The 22,635-nt window shown below is 33.2% G+C and carries 21 protein-coding genes and 1 other RNA gene; 13 read left to right on the top strand and 9 right to left on the bottom strand.

The window, feature by feature from the left end:
* Nucleotides 1–108 precede the first annotated feature (108 nt).
* The 4 genes from A9D35_RS01345 to A9D35_RS01330 all read right to left on the bottom strand — a co-directional run bounded on the left by A9D35_RS01345 (nucleotide 109) and on the right by A9D35_RS01330 (nucleotide 4,087).
* Nucleotides 109–1,539 (bottom strand): hypothetical protein, encoded by a 1,431-nt coding sequence (locus A9D35_RS01345; protein WP_066217997.1) that lies wholly within the window; start codon nucleotides 1,537–1,539, stop codon nucleotides 109–111.
* Nucleotides 1,540–1,542: 3 nt separating this feature from the next.
* Entirely contained in the window at nucleotides 1,543–2,637 is a 1,095-nt protein-coding gene (gene ychF, locus A9D35_RS01340; RefSeq protein WP_066217996.1) for a redox-regulated ATPase YchF, read from the bottom strand.
* Nucleotides 2,638–2,736: 99 nt separating this feature from the next.
* Nucleotides 2,737–3,534: a CPBP family intramembrane glutamic endopeptidase gene (locus A9D35_RS01335; protein ID WP_066217994.1), complete on the bottom strand. Its 798-nt coding sequence runs from the start codon at nucleotides 3,532–3,534 to the stop codon at nucleotides 2,737–2,739.
* A gap of 199 nt (nucleotides 3,535–3,733) precedes the next feature.
* Nucleotides 3,734–4,087, bottom strand: a complete 354-nt coding sequence (locus tag A9D35_RS01330) for a 4Fe-4S dicluster domain-containing protein (protein ID WP_066217991.1) — start codon at nucleotides 4,085–4,087, stop codon at nucleotides 3,734–3,736.
* 67 nt (nucleotides 4,088–4,154) lie between these two features.
* Between A9D35_RS01330 and A9D35_RS01325 the strand changes: the two genes are divergently transcribed.
* The 3 genes from A9D35_RS01325 (at nucleotide 4,155) to A9D35_RS01315 (ending at nucleotide 7,357) form a co-directional block, all read left to right on the top strand.
* Complete coding sequence (locus A9D35_RS01325) at nucleotides 4,155–5,213, top strand: acyl-CoA reductase (RefSeq protein ID WP_066217990.1); 1,059 nt, start codon at nucleotides 4,155–4,157, stop codon at nucleotides 5,211–5,213.
* Nucleotides 5,214–5,291: 78 nt separating this feature from the next.
* Nucleotides 5,292–6,356, top strand: a complete 1,065-nt coding sequence (gene serC, locus A9D35_RS01320) for a 3-phosphoserine/phosphohydroxythreonine transaminase (RefSeq protein WP_066217988.1) — start codon at nucleotides 5,292–5,294, stop codon at nucleotides 6,354–6,356.
* Between the two features lie 50 nt (nucleotides 6,357–6,406).
* A complete protein-coding gene (locus A9D35_RS01315; protein ID WP_066225684.1) occupies nucleotides 6,407–7,357 on the top strand; it encodes a D-2-hydroxyacid dehydrogenase in 951 nt (316 codons plus the stop codon).
* A gap of 168 nt (nucleotides 7,358–7,525) precedes the next feature.
* Here the strand turns inward: A9D35_RS01315 and A9D35_RS01310 are convergent, their stop codons facing one another.
* Nucleotides 7,526–8,953: an ATP-dependent DNA helicase gene (locus A9D35_RS01310; protein ID WP_066217986.1), complete on the bottom strand. Its 1,428-nt coding sequence runs from the start codon at nucleotides 8,951–8,953 to the stop codon at nucleotides 7,526–7,528.
* A gap of 129 nt (nucleotides 8,954–9,082) precedes the next feature.
* Here A9D35_RS01310 and A9D35_RS01305 point away from each other — a divergent pair, with 129 nt between their 5' ends.
* From A9D35_RS01305 to A9D35_RS01290, 4 genes are all read left to right on the top strand, one after another.
* The gene (locus tag A9D35_RS01305) at nucleotides 9,083–9,829 is read left to right on the top strand and encodes a hypothetical protein (RefSeq protein ID WP_066217984.1); all 747 of its coding nucleotides are present in this window, start codon (nucleotides 9,083–9,085) and stop codon (nucleotides 9,827–9,829) included.
* Nucleotides 9,813–10,634 carry a DUF3822 family protein gene (locus tag A9D35_RS01300; RefSeq protein WP_066217982.1) on the top strand — a complete coding sequence of 274 codons (822 nt, stop codon included), beginning with the start codon at nucleotides 9,813–9,815 and terminating at the stop codon, nucleotides 10,632–10,634. The genes A9D35_RS01305 and A9D35_RS01300 overlap by 17 nt, the downstream gene beginning before the upstream one ends.
* Complete coding sequence (gene rsmD / locus A9D35_RS01295; RefSeq protein ID WP_066217980.1) at nucleotides 10,634–11,194, top strand: 16S rRNA (guanine(966)-N(2))-methyltransferase RsmD; 561 nt, start codon at nucleotides 10,634–10,636, stop codon at nucleotides 11,192–11,194. Before A9D35_RS01300 ends, rsmD begins: the two co-directional genes overlap by 1 nt.
* A gap of 293 nt (nucleotides 11,195–11,487) precedes the next feature.
* Entirely contained in the window at nucleotides 11,488–12,009 is a 522-nt protein-coding gene (locus A9D35_RS01290; RefSeq protein WP_066217978.1) for a nuclear transport factor 2 family protein, read from the top strand.
* Between the two features lie 81 nt (nucleotides 12,010–12,090).
* Here A9D35_RS01290 and rnpB read toward each other — a convergent pair.
* An RNA gene (rnpB, locus tag A9D35_RS01285) (RNase P RNA component class A) lies at nucleotides 12,091–12,405 on the bottom strand.
* Nucleotides 12,406–12,551: 146 nt separating this feature from the next.
* Between rnpB and A9D35_RS01280 the strand changes: the two genes are divergently transcribed.
* The 3 genes from A9D35_RS01280 to A9D35_RS01270 are packed head-to-tail and all read left to right on the top strand — an operon-like array spanning nucleotide 12,552 to nucleotide 15,448.
* Nucleotides 12,552–14,282, top strand: a complete 1,731-nt coding sequence (locus A9D35_RS01280; protein ID WP_066217976.1) for a DNA polymerase III subunit gamma/tau — start codon at nucleotides 12,552–12,554, stop codon at nucleotides 14,280–14,282.
* The gene (locus A9D35_RS01275; RefSeq protein ID WP_066217974.1) at nucleotides 14,275–14,862 is read left to right on the top strand and encodes a hypothetical protein; all 588 of its coding nucleotides are present in this window, start codon (nucleotides 14,275–14,277) and stop codon (nucleotides 14,860–14,862) included. Before A9D35_RS01280 ends, A9D35_RS01275 begins: the two co-directional genes overlap by 8 nt.
* Before the next feature lie 4 nt (nucleotides 14,863–14,866).
* Nucleotides 14,867–15,448, top strand: coding sequence for a MiaE family protein (locus A9D35_RS01270; RefSeq protein ID WP_066225681.1), 582 nt, complete (start codon nucleotides 14,867–14,869; stop codon nucleotides 15,446–15,448).
* 12 nt (nucleotides 15,449–15,460) lie between these two features.
* On the opposite strand, the gene A9D35_RS01265 is transcribed toward A9D35_RS01270, so the two are convergent.
* The gene (locus A9D35_RS01265; RefSeq protein WP_066217972.1) at nucleotides 15,461–16,606 is read right to left on the bottom strand and encodes a cysteine desulfurase family protein; all 1,146 of its coding nucleotides are present in this window, start codon (nucleotides 16,604–16,606) and stop codon (nucleotides 15,461–15,463) included.
* An 88-nt stretch (nucleotides 16,607–16,694) separates the two neighbouring features.
* Between A9D35_RS01265 and A9D35_RS01260 the strand changes: the two genes are divergently transcribed.
* On the top strand, nucleotides 16,695–17,645 hold the full coding sequence (locus tag A9D35_RS01260; protein ID WP_066217970.1) for a hypothetical protein: 951 nt from the start codon (nucleotides 16,695–16,697) through the stop codon (nucleotides 17,643–17,645).
* 16 nt (nucleotides 17,646–17,661) lie between these two features.
* On the opposite strand, the gene bcp is transcribed toward A9D35_RS01260, so the two are convergent.
* A complete protein-coding gene (gene bcp, locus A9D35_RS01255; RefSeq protein WP_066217968.1) occupies nucleotides 17,662–18,114 on the bottom strand; it encodes a thioredoxin-dependent thiol peroxidase in 453 nt (150 codons plus the stop codon).
* A gap of 29 nt (nucleotides 18,115–18,143) precedes the next feature.
* Here bcp and A9D35_RS01250 point away from each other — a divergent pair, with 29 nt between their 5' ends.
* Nucleotides 18,144–18,803: an endonuclease III domain-containing protein gene (locus tag A9D35_RS01250; protein WP_066217967.1), complete on the top strand. Its 660-nt coding sequence runs from the start codon at nucleotides 18,144–18,146 to the stop codon at nucleotides 18,801–18,803.
* Between the two features lie 220 nt (nucleotides 18,804–19,023).
* Here the strand turns inward: A9D35_RS01250 and A9D35_RS01245 are convergent, their stop codons facing one another.
* Entirely contained in the window at nucleotides 19,024–19,608 is a 585-nt protein-coding gene (locus tag A9D35_RS01245) for an RNA polymerase sigma factor (protein ID WP_066217966.1), read from the bottom strand.
* Between the two features lie 241 nt (nucleotides 19,609–19,849).
* On the opposite strand from A9D35_RS01245, the gene uvrA reads away from it, so the two are divergent.
* Nucleotides 19,850–22,633 (top strand): excinuclease ABC subunit UvrA, encoded by a 2,784-nt coding sequence (gene uvrA / locus A9D35_RS01240; RefSeq protein WP_066217963.1) that lies wholly within the window; start codon nucleotides 19,850–19,852, stop codon nucleotides 22,631–22,633.
* Nucleotides 22,634–22,635: the final 2 nt, after the last annotated feature.

Here is a 22,635-nt window from a genome sequence, read left to right as displayed (position 1 = left end):
TTTCATGATGAGTTGCTAATATAACATTTCGGATGTAAAAATGAAACTGGAATACTACAATTTATTAACAAATAAGACGGTTTTCTTAAATAAACACAATCTTATTTCTTAATTCTGATTAAACTTTGGGTTTTTATAAAGTGATAAAAAAATACCACACTGATTAAAGGATTTTACGAGTTCCCAATTTTGGGATATATTCAAAAATTCTTCATCTTTAGTGTAGTTTTCAATATTGGAAAGCATGATGTATGGATTAGATTCCATATTAAAATCTGAATATTTCATCTCGTCTTTTAATTCAATAAGTTCAGCGTCATTTCTGTTATTAAATCGAACTCGAGTTCCTATACTTTGTCTTTCAATATCTGATGATTCTAAAAAGTCTTCCATTTTCCTTTCAACTGGATAATAATTTAAATACGCTAAACTACTATCCCAACTCTGAGAAATAGTTGCCGGATACACCCAGAAATTTCCACTAATAAGTGCAATAGCGACAACTCCATACAACGCAGAATCATACTTAATTTTTAGCACTTGAATAAAATGAAATAGCAATAAGGTAAGCAAGATATATACAATCATAAAGTACCGAGTTCCTATTGGGTTACTAAAAGGTACCATGCCTAAAAAAAATACAACGCTAAAAACCAAAATTGGTATAAAAATACATTTAAACTCCTTAGTTATTCCTGTAGTTTTTATATGATTTTCAAAATATCTATACCCCAAAAACAACATTATTCCATACAACACTAGACGCCCGTATTCTAAGAAATTTTTAATATACACTATAGTGTTAATACCAATATTTTTAAGTGTAGTAAGTTCTCTATGCGAGTTATATGCCGGATTAGGAGTAACAATTACCCAACCTAATTTAGTATAATGATAAACACAAAACACAAGAAAAACTGTCGCAGAACATATAAATGGCAACCATAGCTTTTTACTTTTGATTAACACTCCTTGTTTATAATACACTAACTGAATTATAGCCAAGGCAACAACAATATAAATCCCTCTCAAATTGGTAAACAAAGCACCTGTTAGAGCTAATAACAACAATAATTGGCGCTGTCTTAATACTGCATTCAATCCCAACAGGGTAAAAAATAACAATAACATATCGTTATTTAAACTTGTTGTTTGAGCCAAAAATGTAGGGTCTAAAAAAACTAAGAAAATTAAATATGGAGATAATTCTTTTTTAAAAAAATATTTAAAAAGTAAAATAACTTGATAGCCAACCCCAATATTTATAAGTAATAATAAAAATCTTGCCGATGCAATTGTTTTACCAAAGACTGTCCAGAATAAAGCAATTAGGGTTGTCCATAATTGCGGATGCCCTGAGCTTCTGTCGGTTGGCAATATTAAATCGCTAAAATGATTAGAATATATCCAATTTGCTCGCGACGATTTAGATATTGCATCCCAAAAAAAAGGTAAATCTCTAAATATAAAAAACTCGAACACACATAATACCGAAATTAAAACAAAGCAATTTCGGTATGGTGCTTCTAATTTAAACATGAATTATACATTAAATAAGAAATGCATAACATCGCCATCTTTAACCACGTAATTTTTTCCTTCTACACGCATTTTTCCTGCCTCTTTTACTTTGGCTTCACTACCATAAGAAACAAAATCGTCGTAACCAATTACTTCCGCTCTAATAAAACCTTTTTCAAAATCGGTATGTATAACTCCGGCTGCTTGCGGCGCAGTTGCTCCTATGTCTATAGTCCAAGCTCGAACTTCTTTTACTCCTGCGGTAAAATATGTTTGCTGATTTAATAACTTATAAGCTGAACGTATTAATTTAGAAGATCCAGGCTCGTCTAATCCTATGTCTTGTAAAAACATTTGGCGTTCTTCGAAATCATCTAGTTCGTTAATATCGGCTTCAGTACCTACCGCTAAAACTAACACTTCTGCGTTTTCATCTTTTACAGCTTCTTTTACCAAATCAACATATGCATTACCAGTATTAGCAGCATTTTCATCTACATTACACACGTACATTACTGGTTTTGCTGTAATAAATTGCGATGGCGCTACAAATTCCTCGTAATCATCTTCACTAAATTCTATAGCACGCACAGAAACACCAGCCTCTAAACTAGATTTTATGTTTAGCAAAACAGCTTCTTCTTTTTGAGCCTCTTTATTTCCAGTTTTAGCAGCACGTTTAACCTTTTCAAGTTTTTTATCTACGGTTTCTAAATCTTTCAATTGCAATTCCATATCGATCGTTTCCTTATCGCGTATCGGATTTACATTCCCGTCAACATGCACAATATTATCATTATCAAAACAACGCAACACATGAAGAATAGCATCTGTTTCGCGAATGTTTGCCAAGAATTGATTTCCTAACCCCTCTCCTTTACTTGCTCCTTTTACTAAACCAGCAATATCTACAATCTCTACAGTTGCAGGGATTACACGCTCTGGATTTACTAATTCTTCTAACTTTTCTAATCTTGGGTCCGGCACATTTACCACACCTATATTAGGCTCGATAGTACAAAACGGAAAGTTTGCACTTTGCGCTTTTGCATTAGACAAACAGTTGAATAAGGTTGATTTCCCTACATTTGGTAATCCTACAATTCCAGCTTTCATGATTTTTATAAATAATTAAATTAAAGTGCTAAACTTTATTAACTAGATTTAGCGCGTGCAAATGTAAGTAATTCTATTAAGTTATACCGATAAATATTTTTATTGAATTTCTGGTTGCTGTGTTTCCATAAAATCCGCAACCACTTGTTTTTTTCTAAGTTGAACAAGACCTAAAATACCAAAAATTACTGGACTCAAAATAAGTAATATGCTTACTAAAAGTGCTAAATAGTCTACTAATCCAGTAAATTTTTCTTCATTAAAAGAGCTACTGCTACTAAATGCTATAAAATCCCATAACCAGTGAATAATAATTGCAGATACTATACTTTGCGTTTTTACGCGTATTGCTAAAAACAAAATACCAGAGCTCATAGCCATAAAGGCTTGTGCAATTCCTTGAAGTAGATTTCCTGTCACAAAAACATTGAATACGTGAATGAGTCCAAACAAAACTACAACGCAAACTGCAGCCATAATAAAGCCAATTTTATTAACAAGTCCACTCAATAATACACCGCGAAACATCAGTTCTTCGGAAATACCTACAAAAAAACAATTAATAAAAATCCAACCAAAAGCACCAATATCCGAATAAATACCTTGTGCTGCATTTACAATAATTGCGAACATAATAACAAACACTGGGTAATAGAGTATCCAATTTTTTTTAGTTCGAATTTTATTCAAACCCACTCTAATATTTACTTGTTTGAAATAGCTAAACACCAAGCACATTAAGGCTGCTATAGCTATATTGTAAGATAGGCCTGTACTAACCAACTCTTTTAATTCCCGATCATCATGATGCGGAAATAATAATTTTGAAAAGATAAAGGTAAAAAAAGCCCAAAGTGCGGCTACCAAAACAAGTTGTTTAACGGTGATTTGTTTCATTCTAAATAATTATTAAATACATTAGTTAATGTGAATTCGTTATTAAATTGGCAATTACCAGACTTTTCTAATTATCTAGGTCTAGTTGGTTTTAACTTAACTAAATCGAATTCATGTTAAATATATTGTTTTTAGATTAATCGCATAAAAAATCCCGAGTAAAAACTCAGGATTCAATATCGTAATTTAAAATAATTAATTAACCATCAGGGTGCATAAAGCGCTGTTTCGCTAATAACTCATCTTCGGTTTCTTCATGATCATCATCTGGAACACAACAATCTACTGGACAAACTGCCGCACATTGAGGTTCTTCATGAAATCCTTTACATTCTGTACATTTATCTGGTACGATATAGTAAATTTCATCACTAACAGGCTCTTGAGCCTCGTCCGCGTCTACTTCCTTACCGCTTGGTAATACAACAGTACCATCTAAACTAGTACCATCTTTGTATCTCCAATCATCAGCACCTTCATATATAGCAGTGTTTGGGCACTCTGGTTCACAAGCGCCACAATTTATACATTCATCTGTTATTATAATTGCCATAGCATTTTCTTTTTCTAACTTTGTTGGACAAAAATAAAGCCAAAACCTTTCATAACCAAATTAGAAAATGAATTTACAGCAAAGAATTAATGCTTTTGTAAAATTAGGAGATTTTTTAAGCCAGTTTAGTACTGAAGAATTTCAAAAAAATGAAACTGTTCTTTTTAATGATTTATTTTTTAACGGATTTAAACATCAGTTAAAATTAGCTCAAGAACACAATGGCTGGTTTAACCAAGACAACCTTGTTTTTGCTCTTAAAGGCTGGTCTAAACTACTGCAAGAACAACCATTAACAGCTTGGCTAACCCCCTACAACCTACATACCGAGTCTCCAAAAACAGTAGCCATTATTATGGCAGGAAACATTCCTTTAGTTGGGTTTCACGATTTTTTATCGGTTTTAATTACAGGGCATTCTGTATTAGTAAAACAATCGTCTAACGACAAACATTTACTTCCTTTCTTAGCGAAATATTTAGAACATGTCGAACCAGAATTTAAAGGCCGAATTACATTTACCGAAGAGAAATTAAGGGATTTCGATGCCGTTATTGCCACGGGTAGCAACAACACAGCACGTTATTTTGAGTTTTATTTTAAAGACAAACCTTCCATTATTCGAAAAAACAGAAATTCTATTGCGGTGTTAACTGGAGAAGAAACGCCAGAAGAATTAGAAGGTTTATCTGAAGATATTTTTAGATATTACGGTTTAGGCTGCCGTAATGTATCTAAACTATATGTGCCAGAGCAGTACGACTTTCAAAACTTTTTTAAAGCCATGTTTAAATGGGGCGATGTAATTCACGATCATAAATACGCCAATAATTACGACTACAATAAAGCCGTGTATTTGATGAGTGAATTTGACATGCTAGAAAATGGCTTCTTAATGATTAAAGAAGATGAAAGTTTTTCTTCGCCAATTGCGACGGTTTTTTACGAGTATTACAACGATATAGTTGACTTAAAAAACACTATAAATTCCAAAAAAGACAACATACAATGTATTGTTTCTAAAGGGTTTAACAGTAACGAAATTGTTTTCGGAAACACCCAATTGCCCAACCTTTACGATTATGCCGATAACGTGGACACCATCTCATTTTTATTAGAAATTTAGCATAAAAAATATTAATTTTATAACATAAAATCATCAATTAATTAGCACCTTTGTGCTTATCACAAAATTATCGAAATAATGAAAAAACACAATTTTAGTGCAGGTCCTTGTATTCTACCACAAGAAGTTTTACTAAAAGCTTCAGAAGCTGTAATCGATTTTAATAATAGCGGCTTATCTTTAATAGAAATATCACATAGAAGTAAACCTTTTATTGAAGTTATGGAAACCGCAAGCGCCTTAGCTCTAGAACTACTTGGTTTAGAAGGAAAAGGCTATAAAGCCTTATTTTTACAAGGCGGTGCAAGCACACAATTTTTAATGGCTGCTTATAACTTATTAGAAAACAAAGCAGGGTACTTAAATACTGGTACATGGGCAGCAAAATCTATAAAAGAAGCAAAACTTTTTGGAGACGTTGTTGAAGTTGCTTCTTCTAAAGATCAAAATTATAACTACATCCCTAAAGGATTTAGCATAGATTCAGATTTGGATTATTTCCACTGTACCTCTAACAACACTATTTTTGGAACACAAATAAAAGAATTCCCTACTAGCCCAGTGCCTTTGGTATGCGACATGAGTAGCGATATTTTTTCTAGAAGTTTAGATTTCTCTAAATTTGATCTTATTTATGCTGGAGCTCAAAAAAATATGGGTCCTGCAGGTACAACCTTAGTGGTTATAAAAGAAGATGTTTTAGGAAAAGTTAGCCGAGCCATCCCATCTATGTTAGACTACAAAAACTTTATTGAAAAAGAAAGTATGTTTAACACGCCTCCTGTTTTTGCAGTGTACACTTCTATGTTAACACTACAATGGTTAAAAGATTTAGGTGGAATTGCAGCTATTGAAAAAGAAAACGAAAAGAAAGCACAATTAATGTATTCTGAAATCGACTTAAACCCGTTGTTTAAAGGATTTGCTAAAAAAGAAGATCGTTCAACTATGAACGCTACTTTTAACTTAGTAGACGACAGTTTAAAAGATACATTTGACGCTATGGCAAAAGAAGCTGGCATGAATGGAATTAATGGTCACCGTAGTGTTGGTGGATACAGAGCATCTATGTATAACGCTTTACCTTTAAGCAGTGTAGCAGCTTTAGTTGAAGTAATGAGTGAACTAGAAAGAAAAGCTTAAACAATAAATTAATTAATAAAATCGGAGTCATTTTTATGACTAATAATCTTATGAAAGTATTAGCAAACGACGGTATTTCTCAAAGTGGAATTGATGCCTTAGAAAAAGACGGATTTGAAGTTATCACAACCACGGTAGCTCAAGAACAACTAATAAATTACATAAACGAAAACCAAATTGTTGTGCTATTAGTTAGAAGCGCAACTACGGTACGTAAAGACTTAATAGACGCCTGCCCTAGCCTAAAAATAATTGGTCGTGGTGGTGTTGGAATGGATAATATTGATGTTGAATATGCTCGCGAAAAAGGATTACATGTAATTAATACTCCTGCAGCCTCTTCACACTCTGTAGCCGAATTAGTATTTGGACACTTATATGGTTTAGCACGTTTCTTACATAACTCTAACAGAGACATGCCTTTAGAAGGAGATAAAAACTTTAAAGGTTTAAAGAAAGCTTATGCTAAAGGAACAGAATTAAAAGGAAAAACCTTAGGGGTTTTAGGATTTGGTAGAATTGGCCAAGCAACAGCTAAAGTAGCTTTAGGAGCAGGAATGAAAGTAGTAGCTTTCGACCCATTTTTAGATAAAGTAGATTTAGTATTAGATTTCTACGACGGACAAACCGTTACTTTTGAAATTAAAACCATTTCTAAAGAAGACGTTTTAAAACAAGCAGATTTTATTACACTTCACGTACCAGCACAAGACGATTATGTAATTGGTGCTAAAGAATTAAACGAAATGAAAGATGGTGCTATTTTAGTTAACGCCGCTCGTGGTGGAGTTGTAGACGAAGTTGCACTTGTAAAAGCTATCGAAAGCGGAAAAATTTCTAGAGCCGCATTAGATGTTTTCGAAAAAGAACCAAAACCAGAAATGGGATTACTTATGAACTCGTCTTTATCGCTTACACCACACACTGGTGCAGCAACAAACGAAGCTCAAGATAGAATTGGTACAGAATTAGCACAGCAAATTAGCAGTATTCTATTATAACCGTTCTTTAAAAACAATCTTTACAAACCGTCTAAATGTCTTTAGGCGGTTTTTTTATTACCTAATTGCAGAATAAATCTTAAATGACACAATATATTCCACCCAATACTTATTAGCAAATCTACAAAATAAGGCTATTTAAGAATTTTAAATTTAGAACTGAAGTATTTATTCGTTTTCAAAGAAAGCATCTTTAAAACCTATTAAATATAGTTTTTCTTTGGCTCGCGTAACCGCTGTATATAACCAGCGTAAATAATCCCTATCAATACCGTTTGGCAAGTAAGGCTGCTCAACAAAAACTGTATTCCACTGCCCTCCTTGCGACTTATGACAGGTAATGGCATAAGAAAATTTTACCTGCAACGCATTAAAATACTTGTTAGCCTTAACCTTAGTGAATTTCTTGTAATTACTAGTTTCATCTTGATAATCCAGCATCACTTCTTGATATAAACGATTTGAATCTTCGTAACTTAAAGATGGTGATTCAGCCGAAATAGTATCTAAAAGCAAAACGGTTTCAAAAGGTTTCATGTTCGGGTAATCGACCATTCTTACTTTTACTTCAGCAAAACGAAATCCATATAAATCTTGAATGGTAAAAATTTCTAGCACTTCAACTATATCTCCATTCGCAATAAAACCAGCTTCAGTAGTAGGCTTCAACCAAAAATAATTATTCTTAACAACCATTAAATAATCGCCAGTAGAAAGTTCGTTTTCATTAAATAATATCCGACTCCTAATTTGCTGATTATAAAGATTTGCACGTTTGTTACTTCTAACAATAAATGAAGTCTCCTCGTTACCCAATTCGCTATAAGCATCGTTAATAGCATCCATAATTTCTTGTCCGTCAATTAAGCGAATAATATCTTTATAGGGCCTAACATCAAACTTAAAAGCATCAAAAAATTCGCCTGCCAAAGTTTCTCTAAGTAGCGTTGCATTATATAAAATCCCAGAATCTTGTTCTTGCCTTACGACTTCATCTAATTCAATCCCCACAACCTCTTTATCATAATTCATGTTTAAAAGTTTAGGATCTAACGCCGGACTAATATCTAATTTTACCGGTGGCAACTGCGCGGTATCCCCTATTAAAAGAAGCTTGCAGTGATGCCCGCTGTAAACGTATTGCATTAAATCGTCGAGTAGCGATCCATGCTCCTGTAATTTGGATTCTCCAGGTGTATCAGGAATCATTGAAGCTTCATCGACAATAAAAATAGTGTTTTTATGTTTGTTGGGTTGCAAAACAAATTTTACACCGCCTCCTTTTTCTTTTTTTGGAAAATATATTTTTTTATGAATGGTAAACGCCTCTTTTTTTGAATAATTTGAGATTACTTTCGCCGCTCGCCCCGTTGGAGCCATAAGCACAGCACTCTTCTTAATTTTCCATAAATTACTAACAATCGTACTAATAATCGTGGTTTTCCCCGTTCCGGCATACCCTTTTAGCAAATACAACACATTTTTATCTGTACTTAAAATAAATTCTGATAACTGAATTAATACAATATCTTGTTTTGAGGTAGGATTAAACGGAAACTGCTGTTTTATAAGGGAATAAAATTGGGGTGCGTTCATTTTTGAAGGTTTCGCAAATATTTTTATTCAAATATAGTAATGATTTTCTGCAGATAGGTTTTTACGAATAAAAAAAAATTGTAGATTTGCGTTAGACCTTATAAAAAAATTTAATTAACAAAAAACACTATGCTTACAATAATTCTTATTGCAGTGGCCTCTATTTTAATAACTATTGGTTTAGTTTGGCTAATTGACAAATTCCTTCCTTCTGGTTTAAAACCTTTTCTAATTATTGGACTATGGATACTTATTGCCTTTTTAGGGTATCAAACATTCATGTCTGTTTATAAGCCTATCGAGTTTAACCAAGTTAAAAAGAAGCGTTACGCTCAAGTAATCGAAAAATTAATCGACATTAGAGATGCTCAATTAGCGCACAAACAAGTTACAGGGAAATTTGCAGGAGATTTTGACCACTTAATTAAATTTATTGATACAGCAAAATATACCATTACACAACGTCGTGACTCTACAGTTATCGATGAAGAATTAACGAAGCGTTACGGTGGTGTAGAAACTACAAAAGATATTATTATTATTGATACATTAGGATTTGTACCTGTAAAAGATTCTTTATTTAAAAACTCTACACGTTACAAAACCATGATGAACCTTCCTGAAGGTATCGGTCCAGAAGGCGCTAAATTTAAAATGGAAGCTGGAACTTTAGACCAAAACGATGTTAAAATTCCTGTTTTCGAATCTTCTGTTAAGAAAAACGTGATTCTTTACGATCAAGACAAAGATTTAGTAATTCAAGAAAATCAAGTAATTGCAGTAGACGATGTTAACGGAGATGCTTTAATGGTAGGATCTATGTCTGAAGTTAAAACAAACGGTAACTGGCCTAAAACATATGGCGACGACGAATAGTAATTCTCATACCAATACACATAAAGAATTGTCCATTCAAATTAGTTTGAGTGGACTTTCTTTTTGTATATTAAATTCAAATACTCAACAGGTTGAAGTTTTAAAACATATTACTTTTAAGCAATTTGAAACACCTTATCAGTTATTAGATCATGTAGAGTCTTTATTTAAAACCGAACAAAGTCTTCAGCAGAATTTTAACAACATACAACTTGTACATTGTAACGAGTTATCTACCTTGGTACCCTCCCCTCTATTTAGCGAAGATCATTTAGCCGATTATTTAAAGTTTAATACGAAAATTTTAAAATCAGATTTTATTACCTACGATACTATTGAGGCTAATGATAGTGTAAACGTGTATGTACCTTACGTAAATGTGAACAATTTTATTTACGACCAATTTGGGGAATTCACCTTTAAACATTATTCCACCATTTTAATTGAACGTATTTTACAGCTAGAGAAGAATGCAAATCAACCCAAACTTTATATTCATGTTAGTTCGCGTCACTTCGAACTAATTAGTGTAAACTCGGGCGAATTACAGTTTTACAACACTTTTGAATACAACAGTAAGGAAGATTTTATATATTATCTACTCTTCACTTTAGAACAATTAAAATTAAATCCAGAAACTATTCAACTGGTTTTCATAGGAGACATTTTAAAAAATGACGATTTATATACTATCGCTTATAAATACGTCCGTCATATTTCATTCGGGAAACAAAACCATCCGTTTACTTTTAGTCATCAACCACAAACTCAACATGCAGAGTTTATCATCTTAAATAGTTTTTAATGCGAATAATATCTGGAACATACAAAGGAAGAAAAATTATAGCTCCAAAAAAGCTACCCGTTCGCCCTACCACAGACATGGCCAAAGAGGCTTTATTTAACATCTTAAATAACTCCTATTATTTTGACGATATTTCTGTGCTTGATTTATTTGCAGGAACTGGAAGTATAAGTTATGAGTTCGCTTCTAGAGGAACCACACAAATTACTTGTGTAGATCAGGATTTTGGATGTATAAAATTTATAAACGAGACTGCCGAAGGATTCGACATGCCAATTCAAACCATTAAAAGTGATGTTTTTAAATTTTTAGAACAAAGCACTATAAAGGCCGATGTTATTTTTGCAGATCCGCCCTATGCATTCCCTGACGAAGAATTTGCTAAAATTCCGAATTTGGTATTCGAAAATCAATTACTTGAAACCGATGGTGTTTTAATTGTAGAGCATTCCAAACATACCGATTTATCTAAACTTAACAATTATAGCTACTCTAAAGGATATGGTGGCAATATGTTTAGCTTTTTTAAAAATCCTGAAAGCGAAACCACAAACGAATAGAAAAGAATCACCTATTCTTTAACATAATTCTTAATAAAAAGTCATCTTTCTTCTTAATTTTAGAAAGTTGGCTTTTTTTTATGGTTACTTATAGCAGAAACACAAAACTCATAACTTTCTTAATCACAACAATTTACCGATAATACATTCCTAAATCCGCTCTAATAAAAAACTTTATGCTAAGAATAAATTCAAAAAAAACAGATTTTATATGTTAAATTTAATATAAAATATGTACTTTAGAATTCGCTAAAGCATTATAGCGAGTAATTAAAACAAAGAACTATATTTTTATGAAAAAAATTATCTTAATTGCTTTTTCACTAGCTTTAATGGTTTCTTGTAAAGAACCCGTAAAGCAATATACTACCACTTCACCAGAAATTGAAACCGTAAAAACCCTACACCAGTATTTTATAGACAGTAATTATGAGGACTTAAAAGACTTATATACTGAAGATGCCGAAATTTATGAAAACTCCTTAGATCCTATTTCTGTTTCAGAAATGATTAAAGTTTCTCAAGACGGTCGCGTACATGTATCTGGATACAACTATAAAAACGGTGTTAACTGTGAAATGATTACTAACAATGCCGGAGAAAAATGGGTTAACAGTTGGGCCATTTGGGTAGGAACTTTAAAAGGAAGTGACCAAGAATTACAAATTCCAATAATCTCTCGTTTTTTATTTAAAGACGGTAAAATTGCAAAAGAATACAGTTATTGGGATAATTTACCAACCTACAGTGCTTTTGAATCTTTAGCTGAAGAAAAGCTAGACGGTTTACAAGAAGTTTTAGACGAGACACAATAAAAAAACCAACCAATATCTTTAACTAACCAACCAATTTAAACCAAAACAAAGCCCTTTTTTATCACTAAAAAAGGGCTTGTTTATTTAAGTAAATCTATAAGCCGAATTCTGTACTTTTTTTAAATAAAAAAGCCCCTATCATTTATCTGAGTGTACTGTTACCAGCACACTTTAGCTGCCCACCCTCCAACATCGAGCGTGCCGCCCTCAAGCATTGGTATACATGGCATTGCACCACATAGAGTTTACCTGGTTTCACTACAGCATTACCTGTACATACTTTCTGTTGCACTTTTCCTAATCTCACGACTGGTGGCCATTAACCACTATGTTGCACTATGGTGTTCGGACTTTCCTCCATTCTATAAATAGAACAGCGATAAGGCAATCTACTTATCTGCAAAAGTACAACAAATAGCGTATTATTCTATTACACTCGCTTTTATTAAATTTCAAAAATTGTTAATAACTCACGTTAATTTTAGTCCTCATTTCAGGAAAATAAACACCGAATTTTTAACTTTGTTGTTCTAAGTATTTCTATGGAACATTTTATAGTATCGGCTCGTAAATATAGACCTCAAACATTTAAAGATGTTGTAGGTCAGCAGGCTATTACCAATACTTTATTAAATGCTATAGAAAATAATCATTTGGCACAAGCCTTACTATTTACAGGACCTCGAGGTGTTGGTAAAACCAGTTGTGCCCGTATATTGGCCAAAATGATTAACAGTCAAGGCAATGAAAATCCTGATGAAGATTTTGCCTTTAATGTATTTGAACTCGATGCGGCGTCTAACAATTCTGTAGACGATATTAGGAACCTAACCGATCAAGTTAGAATTCCGCCACAAATAGGGAAATATAAGGTCTATATTATTGACGAGGTTCATATGTTGTCTCAAGCCGCTTTTAATGCGTTTTTAAAAACCTTAGAAGAACCTCCTAAGCATTGTATTTTTATTTTAGCAACTACCGAAAAACATAAAATTATACCAACCATTTTATCGCGTTGTCAGATTTTTGATTTTAAACGTATTACGGTAAAAGACGCTAAAGATTATTTAAAATATATTGCAAAAGAACAGGGTATAGAAGCCGAAGACGACGCTTTACATATTATTGCACAAAAAGCAGACGGTGCTATGCGTGATGCGCTTTCAATATTCGATCGTGTGGTTAGTTTTTCTGGTAAAAATTTAACGAGACAAGCGGTAACCGAAAACTTAAACGTTCTTGATTACGAAACCTTCTTTACAAGCACCGATTTAATTTTAGAAAATAACATTCCGCAACTCCTATTACAATTTAATACAACGTTATCTAAAGGCTTCGACGGACAACATTATATTGCTGGTTTAGCCTCTCACTTTAGAGATTTACTGGTATGTAAAACGCCGCAAACCGTAGAACTTCTAGAAGTTGGTGAAGAAACCAAACAAAAGTATTTAGAACAGGCTAATAAATCACCTCAAGACTTTTTATTAAAAGGAATTGAACTCGCTAACGACTGCGACTTAAAGTACAAATCCAGTAAGAATCAGCGACTCCTGGTCGAACTTTGCCTCATGCAGCTTGCCTCTATCATTTTCGATGGAGAAAAAAAAAATAGTAAACGGTTCATAATTCCGCCATCTTATTTTAGAGCCAAAGGGATTACGCCCATTCCGGTTTCAAAACCAGAACCTGTCGCTAATAATAAACAAAACGAGACCAGTACCGCTTCTACAGTATCAGCAGAAAACAAAACAATTCTTGCTAAAGCAGAAGAACCTAAATCTCCAAAAATTGTATTATCGCAGGAAAGCAAACGTACTTCTGGCCTATCTTTAAAAAGTATTCGTGCGAAAAAAGAGCATGAAATTAAACAAAATGAAGTTGTTTACGATGAAATTAATTTACCTACAGATGATTTCATTGAAGAAGACATGCAGACGGCTTGGAAAGATTATGTTAGTGTAATTGAAACCGAAGGAAAATATAATTTGGCCTCTATTCTTTCTATAGATACTCCTAAATTAATAGATAAAACTACAATTAAAGTAGTATATCCTAATGAAACTAATAAGGTTGAAGTTGAGAGAAATTCTTTCGGCTTATTAAGTTTTATTCGTAAACGTTTAAACAATTTTGATGTCAATTTAGACATCGAAATTAACGAAGAAAATGAAAAACAATACGCTTATACCACGCGCGAAAAGTTTCAAAAAATGTGCGAGAAAAACCCAAGTCTAGAACTCTTAAGAAAAAGTTTCGATTTAGATGTGTAAATCACTATTAAACAGGATTTTAAGTGTTATTATTTTAACTATCGCTACACTGCTTTCAAGTTGCGATGGGAGTAGTAAAATGCATAAAAATCCGAAGCAAATTTTGGCAGAAAAGAACATGTTATCTTCGTTTTCTGAACGTATAGTTTACCTTCCAGAGACCTATACCGAAACCATAACCGATACCCTATTAAGTACTGGATTTAAAATTCATATTAAAACCTATACAGATATGAATTCTAATATTTCTAAAACTGAAATTAAAGATAGCTTAAACATAAAAACGTTTTATAGAAATGTGTTGGCAGATATTTCTGTGGAGAATGAACAAAACACAGTTTTCAAACAAACACTTTCAAAATCGTTTATAAATAAAAATATTGAAGGCGCTTCAGAATGGCTTAAACCATTTATTTTAAAAAGTATTTGGCTAGACGACAAGCATATCGCAACTAACTCGTCTATTGTTTTAAATATTTTATATGCAGAACCTGAAAATCAAACCCAACACAAAACATTTCAACTTATAATTTCAAAAACTGGTGAATACCAAATTTCCGAAATTAACTCTAAAATATAATCGTATGCTAGGCCTAAAATTACCAACAGACCCAAGATGGGTAAATATTGTAGAAAAAAATGTTGAAGACATTTTAACCGATCATGCCTATTGTGAACAAAAAGCAACAAGCACAGCGATCTCGTTAATAGTAAGTTTTCCAGAATACACAGAATTAGTTCAAGAAATGGTGGCTTTAGTAAAGGAAGAAATTAGTCATTTTAAAATGGTACACGACAAAATTTTAGAAAATGGTTGGGTATTAGGACGCGATAGAAAAGATGATTATGTTTTAAAATTAATTACCTTCTTTCCTAAAGGCGGAAGCCGAACCACACAACTAGTTCACAGATTATTATATGCCGCTTTAATTGAAGCTAGAAGTTGCGAGCGTTTTAGATTATTATCGGAAGAACTAGAAGATAAAGACCTCGCCGAGTTTTACAGAAAATTAATGGTTAGCGAAGCCAATCATTACACGATGTTTTTAGGTTTTGCAAGACAATATGGAAACCGCGAAGAGGTAGACAAAAAATGGCAAGATTTATTAGAATTCGAAGCCGAAATCATGAAAGATTTAAGCAAAAGCGAAACCATTCATGGCTAGTACACCTATTTATTAGTTTATGCATGCTTTTAAAACCTCGATAGCATAATCTACATCTTCAAACGTGTTAAAATGACTGAACGAAAACCGAAGAGAAACTTTTCTTTTATCGGCTTCGTTTAAAATTTCGTTTAATACATGAGAACCTTTCAAAGCACCGCTTTGGCAAGCACTTCCTCTAGAACAGGCTATCCCTTTTAAATCTAGTTGAAACAACAACATATCCGATTTCCTTGCCTCTATCGGTAAACAAACATTTATTAAAGTATAAGTAGATTTTTCCATATTCCCAGAAAACCCGTTAAACTTAACTAGTGGCGATAGTTGCATAATTTCGTTACAGAAATATGTTTTTAATTGGCTTACAAATTCACGTTCCTTCTCTAAGTTTTTATAAGCAAGTTTAAATGCTGTTTCTAAACCCACAATATTATGTACCGCTTCGGTGCCAGCTCGTAGTCCACGTTCTTGCTCACCTCCATGAATCATCGGTTTTAAATTAGAATGCTTTCTTATAAATGCAAAGCCAACACCTTTAGGACCATGAAATTTATGAGCGCTAACCGCGATAAAATCCACAGGAATGTCCTGTAAATCTAATTCAAAATGTCCAACAGATTGTACGGTATCGCTATGAAAATAGGCGTTATGTGCTTTACAAAGTTGTGCAACGTGTTTAAGATCTAGGAGATTTCCTATTTCGTTATTTACATGCATTAAACTGACGAGTGTTTTTGCTTCAGAAGTCGATAACAATTGTTCTAAACTCGAAATAACTACTTCTCCATTGTTATCTAAGTCTACATAATCGACTGTAACACCATAAGCTTTTTCTAAGTAGTCTACGGTATGTAATACGGCGTGATGTTCTATTTTAGAAGTAATAATTCGAGTAACACCTAAATCTTTAACAGCGCTCAATAGCACTAAATTATCGGCTTCTGTCCCACCCGAAGTAAAAACTATTTCAGAAGTCGTAACATTTAAACGCTTAGCAATCGTTTTTCTAGCTGTTTCCACCAAAGTTTTAGCAGAGCGTCCAAAGCTATGGGAAGATGACGGATTCCCGTAAACCTCTTGCATTACACGAGTCATATCATCAATAACTTCTGTTCTTATTTTTGTAGTTGCCGCACTGTCTAAATACACCTTTTTCATTCCGCAAAATTACTTTAAATAAAATTATTTTCAATATGCCTTATTATAATTTGTCAAATCATTATTTTTGTACTCCAAAGAAATCCCTATGCGTAAGTTATCCTTATTATTGTTTTTAAGTCTTTTTACTTTTTTATCCTGCGACGATGGCGATATTATCACAGTTGAATTTGATTTTGACGATACTTATGAAGCCTGTGGCGCCTTAGTATTTTACAATATTAAAACAGATCCTTACGAATCCCTTTCTTTAAAAATAACTTCGCCTGCCCTTACTCTAGACGACCTTTTAGAGGTTGGCGATGATAATACCTTAACAACAACAGTAAGTATAAGTTCAACCAATCCGTTTAATTACCGTTCTTATAATGCCGATCCTTCAGATTTTTTCTGTAACGACGTACCTCCTTCTAATATTACTGTTACCAACGATTTAGAAAGTACATCGGGTGTAGCAACCATTACAACTATTTTAACTGAAGATGATAACGATGGCATCCCTGCCGATGTAGAAGATGCGAATTTAGATGGCGATAACGACCCAAGTACAAATCCAACAGATACAGACGGCGATGGTATTCCTGATTATTTGGATGATGATGATGATGGTGATAATGTAAAAACAAGTAGCGAATCTCCAAATTATGTTGATGGGGTTGGTTTTGTAGACTCTTTAGATACCGATGGCGATGGTATTCCCGATTATTTAGATCCCGATGATGATGGCGATGGCGTCTTAACACGCGATGAAGAAAATAAAACTCAAGACCAAAATCCTACTAACGATATTACTTTTAGTAGTGTAGGTGCCGATTATTTAAATCCAGATGTAGCCAATACTGTTCCTGCTACAGCATACAGACAACATACTATCCAGCAAGACTATGATATAAATACAGTGCTAACTAACATACAATTACCGGGTGTTAGCCAAGATGTGTTTTATTTCGGATCTTTAGATGATAGTGCCACAAGCGATGACCGCTATGTGACACCAGATTTTAATGATTATCCCGATTCGCTTTGGCCTCAAGATTAATCTATTAAGATTTTTTTTAGCCTAAAATTTGTTCGGCGTGGGCTTTTGTTTTTACTTTAGAAATAACATCCTCAATAATACCCTCTTCATTAATTACAAAAGTGGTTCTATGAATACCGTCGTATTCGCGACCCATGAATTTTTTTGCCCCCCAAACTCCAAAGGCATTAATTACAGTTTTGTCTTCATCTGCTAATAAAGGATACTGAAATTCATGTTTTGTTTTAAAATTAGATTGTCGTTTTTCACTATCGGCACTCACGCCAAGAATTTCGTAATTTAATGCTTGAAAACGCTCAAAATTATCGCGCAAATTACAAGCTTCTACAGTACAACCAGGAGTACTTGCTTTAGGATAGAAAAAAATTACAAGTTTTTTTCCTTTATAATCGTTTAATGAAATTATATTGCCATCTTGATCCTTGGCTGTGAAATTTGGAGCAGCATCTCCAATTTTTAAAGTCGTCATATTTATTAAATTTGTTCAAAAATACAATAATGACCAAACAAGAAAAAGTAGAGTTTGTTATAAATACCTTAAATGATTTATATCCAGAAATTCCTATTCCGTTAGATCATAAAGATCCTTACACCTTACTTATCGCAGTACTTATGTCGGCGCAAAGTACAGATGTGCGTGTAAACCAAATAACACCTTTATTATTTGAAAAGGCAGACAATCCTTACGACATGGTTAAACTTACAGTCGATGAAATTAGAGATATTATTAGACCTGTGGGCTTATCTCCTATGAAAAGTAAAGGCATTCATGGCTTATCACAAATTTTAATAGATAAGCATAATGGCGAAGTTCCAAGAACTTATGAAGCTCTTGAAGCTCTTCCTGCTGTTGGACATAAAACCGCTGCAGTTGTACTATCGCAAGCCTTTGGTATACCAGCTTTTCCTGTAGACACTCATATACAACGTTTAATGTATCGCTGGAATTTAAGTAATGGTAAAAATGTGGTACAAACCGAAAAAGATGCCAAACGCTTGTTCCCCGAAGCCTTATGGAACGACTTACATTTACAAATTATTTGGTATGGGCGCCAATATTCACCTGCACGAGGTTGGGATTTAGACAAAGATATTATTACCAAAACGATTGGTAGAAAATCTGAAATTGAAAAGTATTATAAAACAAAAAAGTCCTGATATGTTTATCAGGACTTTAATCCAATTAGTTCAAAATTATTTTAAACTTTTCCGGTTTACAATCTATAACACTTAATGCTTTGGAATAATCTAAAAGAAATTTCAACGTTTCTTTTTTTGGATTTAAATCAATTTGACTTGAAGTCTTAGAGTAAAGTTTAGCCATCTAAAATATGTTATGAATTTAATATTATAACGGCCTTTATTTCTAAATATTGTATTAATTCACTAAAACAATATTATGTTTTTCAATAATCTTGCGCATATTTATTAAAGCATAACGCATTCTCCCTAACGCTGTATTAATACTAACCCCCGTCTTATCCGATATTTCTTTAAAACTCATATCGTTATACATACGCATTAAAATTACTTCTTTTTGATCTTCGGGTAGTTCATCTATTAAACGTCTAACATCAGATTCTACCTGGTCTTTTATTATTTGCTTCTCGGCGTTTAAAGACGAGTCACTTAAAACTGAAAAAATACTAAACTCTCCAGAATTATCAAATTTTGGCATTCGGTTGTTTTTTCTAAAATAATCGATAACCAAATTATGAGCGATACGCATGACCCATGGTACAAATTTTCCTTCTTCGTTATAATTCCCTGTTTTTAGGGTATTAATAACTTTAATAAATGTGTCTTGAAAAACATCTTCAGCCACATCTCTATCGTAAACTTTAGAATAAATAAAGCCATAAATCTTCTGCTTATGCCTTATAATAAGGGTTTCTAAAGCCTGTTCGTTTCCTCTAATATAATTGCTAACTAATACAGCGTCGGTGATAAGTTCGTTTTGCATATTCATTACTTTTAGACCAAGAAGATCTCTCTTCTTAAAATTGGGGTTAAATTGTTTTAAAAGTAATAGTGCTGAATAGGCTGTATCTTTTTTATATGAATTATGAAAACCAAATATATAAATATTCTTATACAATACACAAAAATTTATTTATATTTTTTTTAACATTTTAAAGGACAACAATCTGTTTTCTTAGCTGAAATACTTATGTTATCTTTGTAAATTATACCCGAAACAAGCTATGAGTACTCCTATTTCTGAAGTAAATCCAAAGAAAAACATCATCATAAAAGGCGCAAAACTGCACAACCTTAAAAATATAGATGTAATAATTCCTAGAAATAAACTTGTAGTCATTACCGGACTCTCGGGATCTGGAAAATCAAGTTTAGCATTCGATACTTTATATGCTGAAGGTCAACGCCGTTATGTTGAAAGTTTGTCTAGTTATGCGAGACAATTTTTAGGTCGTTTAAACAAACCTAAAGTAGATTATATAAAAGGCATCGCTCCTGCTATAGCAATCGAACAAAAAGTAAATTCAACCAATCCTAGATCGACAGTAGGTACAACTACAGAAATTTACGATTACCTTAAATTATTATTTGCTAGAATTGGTCGTACCTACTCGCCTATTTCTGGTCATGAAGTAAAAAAGGACAGCGTTACAGATGTCGTTTCCTATTTAAAAACATTTAAAGATGGTGATAAACTACTTCTGCTCGCTCCTATTATATTAGAAGAAGGCAGAGAATTAAAAGATAAATTAAACGCTTTAAAACAACAAGGTTACGCCCGGATTAAAGTAGACGATACGGTTATGCGTATTGAAGAAGCTCAAGAACAAATAAAGGTAGAACAGATTGAGCTTGTTGTAGACCGTATCATATTTCGCGATGAAGAAGATTTTTTTAATCGTTTAGCAGATGCCATTCAAACCGCTTTTTTTGAAGGAAAAGGCCGCTGTTCTATTCAATCTTTAGCCGATAATAAAGTTCGCGATTTTAGTAACACGTTTGCTTTAGACGGCATGACTTTTCTTGAGCCAAATGTACATTTATTCAGCTTTAATAATCCTTATGGCGCCTGCCCAACTTGCGAAGGTTATGGTGATATTGTAGGTATAGATGACGATTTAGTAATTCCAAATACAGGGCTTTCCGTTTATGAAAATGCTATTTTTCCATGGCGAGGGGAAAGTATGAGCTGGTATAGAGATCAATTAGTAAATAATTCGCATAAATTTAATTTCCCTATTCACAAACCTTTTTACGATTTATCAGATGCTCAAAAACAGTTAATTTGGGATGGAAATCAATATTTTGAAGGTTTAAACAGTTTCTTTGCAGAGTTAGAAGCCAAGGCCTATAAAATACAAAACCGAGTTATGCTTTCGCGCTACCGTGGCAAAACGAAATGTAAAACGTGCCAAGGAAAACGCTTGAGACAAGAAGCTAATTATGTGAAAATTGGAGGGAAAACTTTAACCGATTTGGTTGAATTACCTTTAGATAAATTAGCAGATTTTTTCAAGAATCTTGAATTAAATACTAACGACACCAAAATTTCAAATCGATTACTACAAGAAATCAATAACCGATTAACTTTTTTATCGAATGTTGGGCTAAACTATTTAACTATAAACAGACGCTCTAATACGTTGTCTGGTGGTGAAAGTCAGCGTATAAATTTAGCCACATCTTTAGGAAGCAGTTTAGTGGGCTCTATGTATATTTTAGACGAACCAAGTATAGGATTGCATCCAAAAGATACCGAACGCTTAATTGGAGTTTTAAAAGCCTTACGCGATTTAGGAAACACGGTAATTGTTGTAGAACACGATGAAGATATCATGCAAGCCGCCGATGAAATTATAGATATAGGTCCTGAAGCAGGTACTTTTGGAGGTGAAGTTGTGGCAACCGGAACGTATAAAGACATATTGAAATCTGAATCCTTAACAGCTAAATATCTTAATGGTGAGATGGAAATAAAAGTTCCGAAAACTAGACGAACTTCAAAATATCAGATAGAAATTTTAGGGGCTCGAGAACATAATTTAAAAAATGTAAATGTAACCTTTCCTTTAAATATGTTAACCGTAATTACTGGGGTTTCAGGAAGTGGCAAAAGTACTTTAGTTAAAAAGATTTTATATCCAGCTATTCAAAAAGAACTAACAGGATTCGGAGATAAGCCTGGGCAGTTTTCAGAATTAAAAGGTAATTACAGCTCAATTAAACATATTGAATTTATCGATCAGAATCCAATTGGTCGCTCGTCTCGTTCAAATCCGGTGACTTATGTTAAGGCTTACGACGATATTAGAAACCTTTATGCAAATCAAAAATTAAGTAAGATTCGCGATTATAAAGCCAAACACTTTTCGTTTAACGTAGATGGCGGTCGTTGTGAAACTTGTAAAGGTGAAGGCGAAGTTACCATAGAAATGCAATTTATGGCCGACGTGCATTTACAATGCGAAACTTGTAATGGAAAACGTTTTAAAAAGGAAGTTCTAGAAGTGACGTTTTACGACAATTCTATCGACGATGTTTTAAATATGACGATTGATGATGCCATTGCTTTTTTCGATTTACATGGCGAAACTAAAATAAAAAACAAATTACAACCGCTACAAGATGTTGGTTTAGGCTATGTTACTTTAGGCCAGAGTTCGTCTACTTTATCTGGTGGAGAAGCGCAACGTATAAAATTAGCCACCTTTTTAGGAAAAGGAAATACTAAAGAAAAAGCCTTATTTATTTTTGATGAACCTACCACTGGACTTCATTTTCACGATATTCAAAAATTACTAAAATCGTTTACTGCTCTTATAGCAAAGGGACATTCAATTATTGTGGTTGAGCACAATTTAGATTTAATAAAATGCGCCGATCATATTATAGACCTTGGTCCAGGAGGTGGTGAATATGGCGGAGAAATTGTCGCTTTTGGTACCCCTGAAGACCTGGTAAACAATAAAAATAGTGTTACTGCAAAATATCTTAAAGATAAACTGTAAAT

Origin of the sequence: Formosa haliotis (assembly GCF_001685485.1) — a bacterium.
Classification (GTDB): Bacteria; Bacteroidota; Bacteroidia; order Flavobacteriales; family Flavobacteriaceae; genus Formosa; species Formosa haliotis.
Note: the sequence above shows the minus strand (reverse complement) of the source record. Positions and strands in the feature narration are given on the sequence as shown.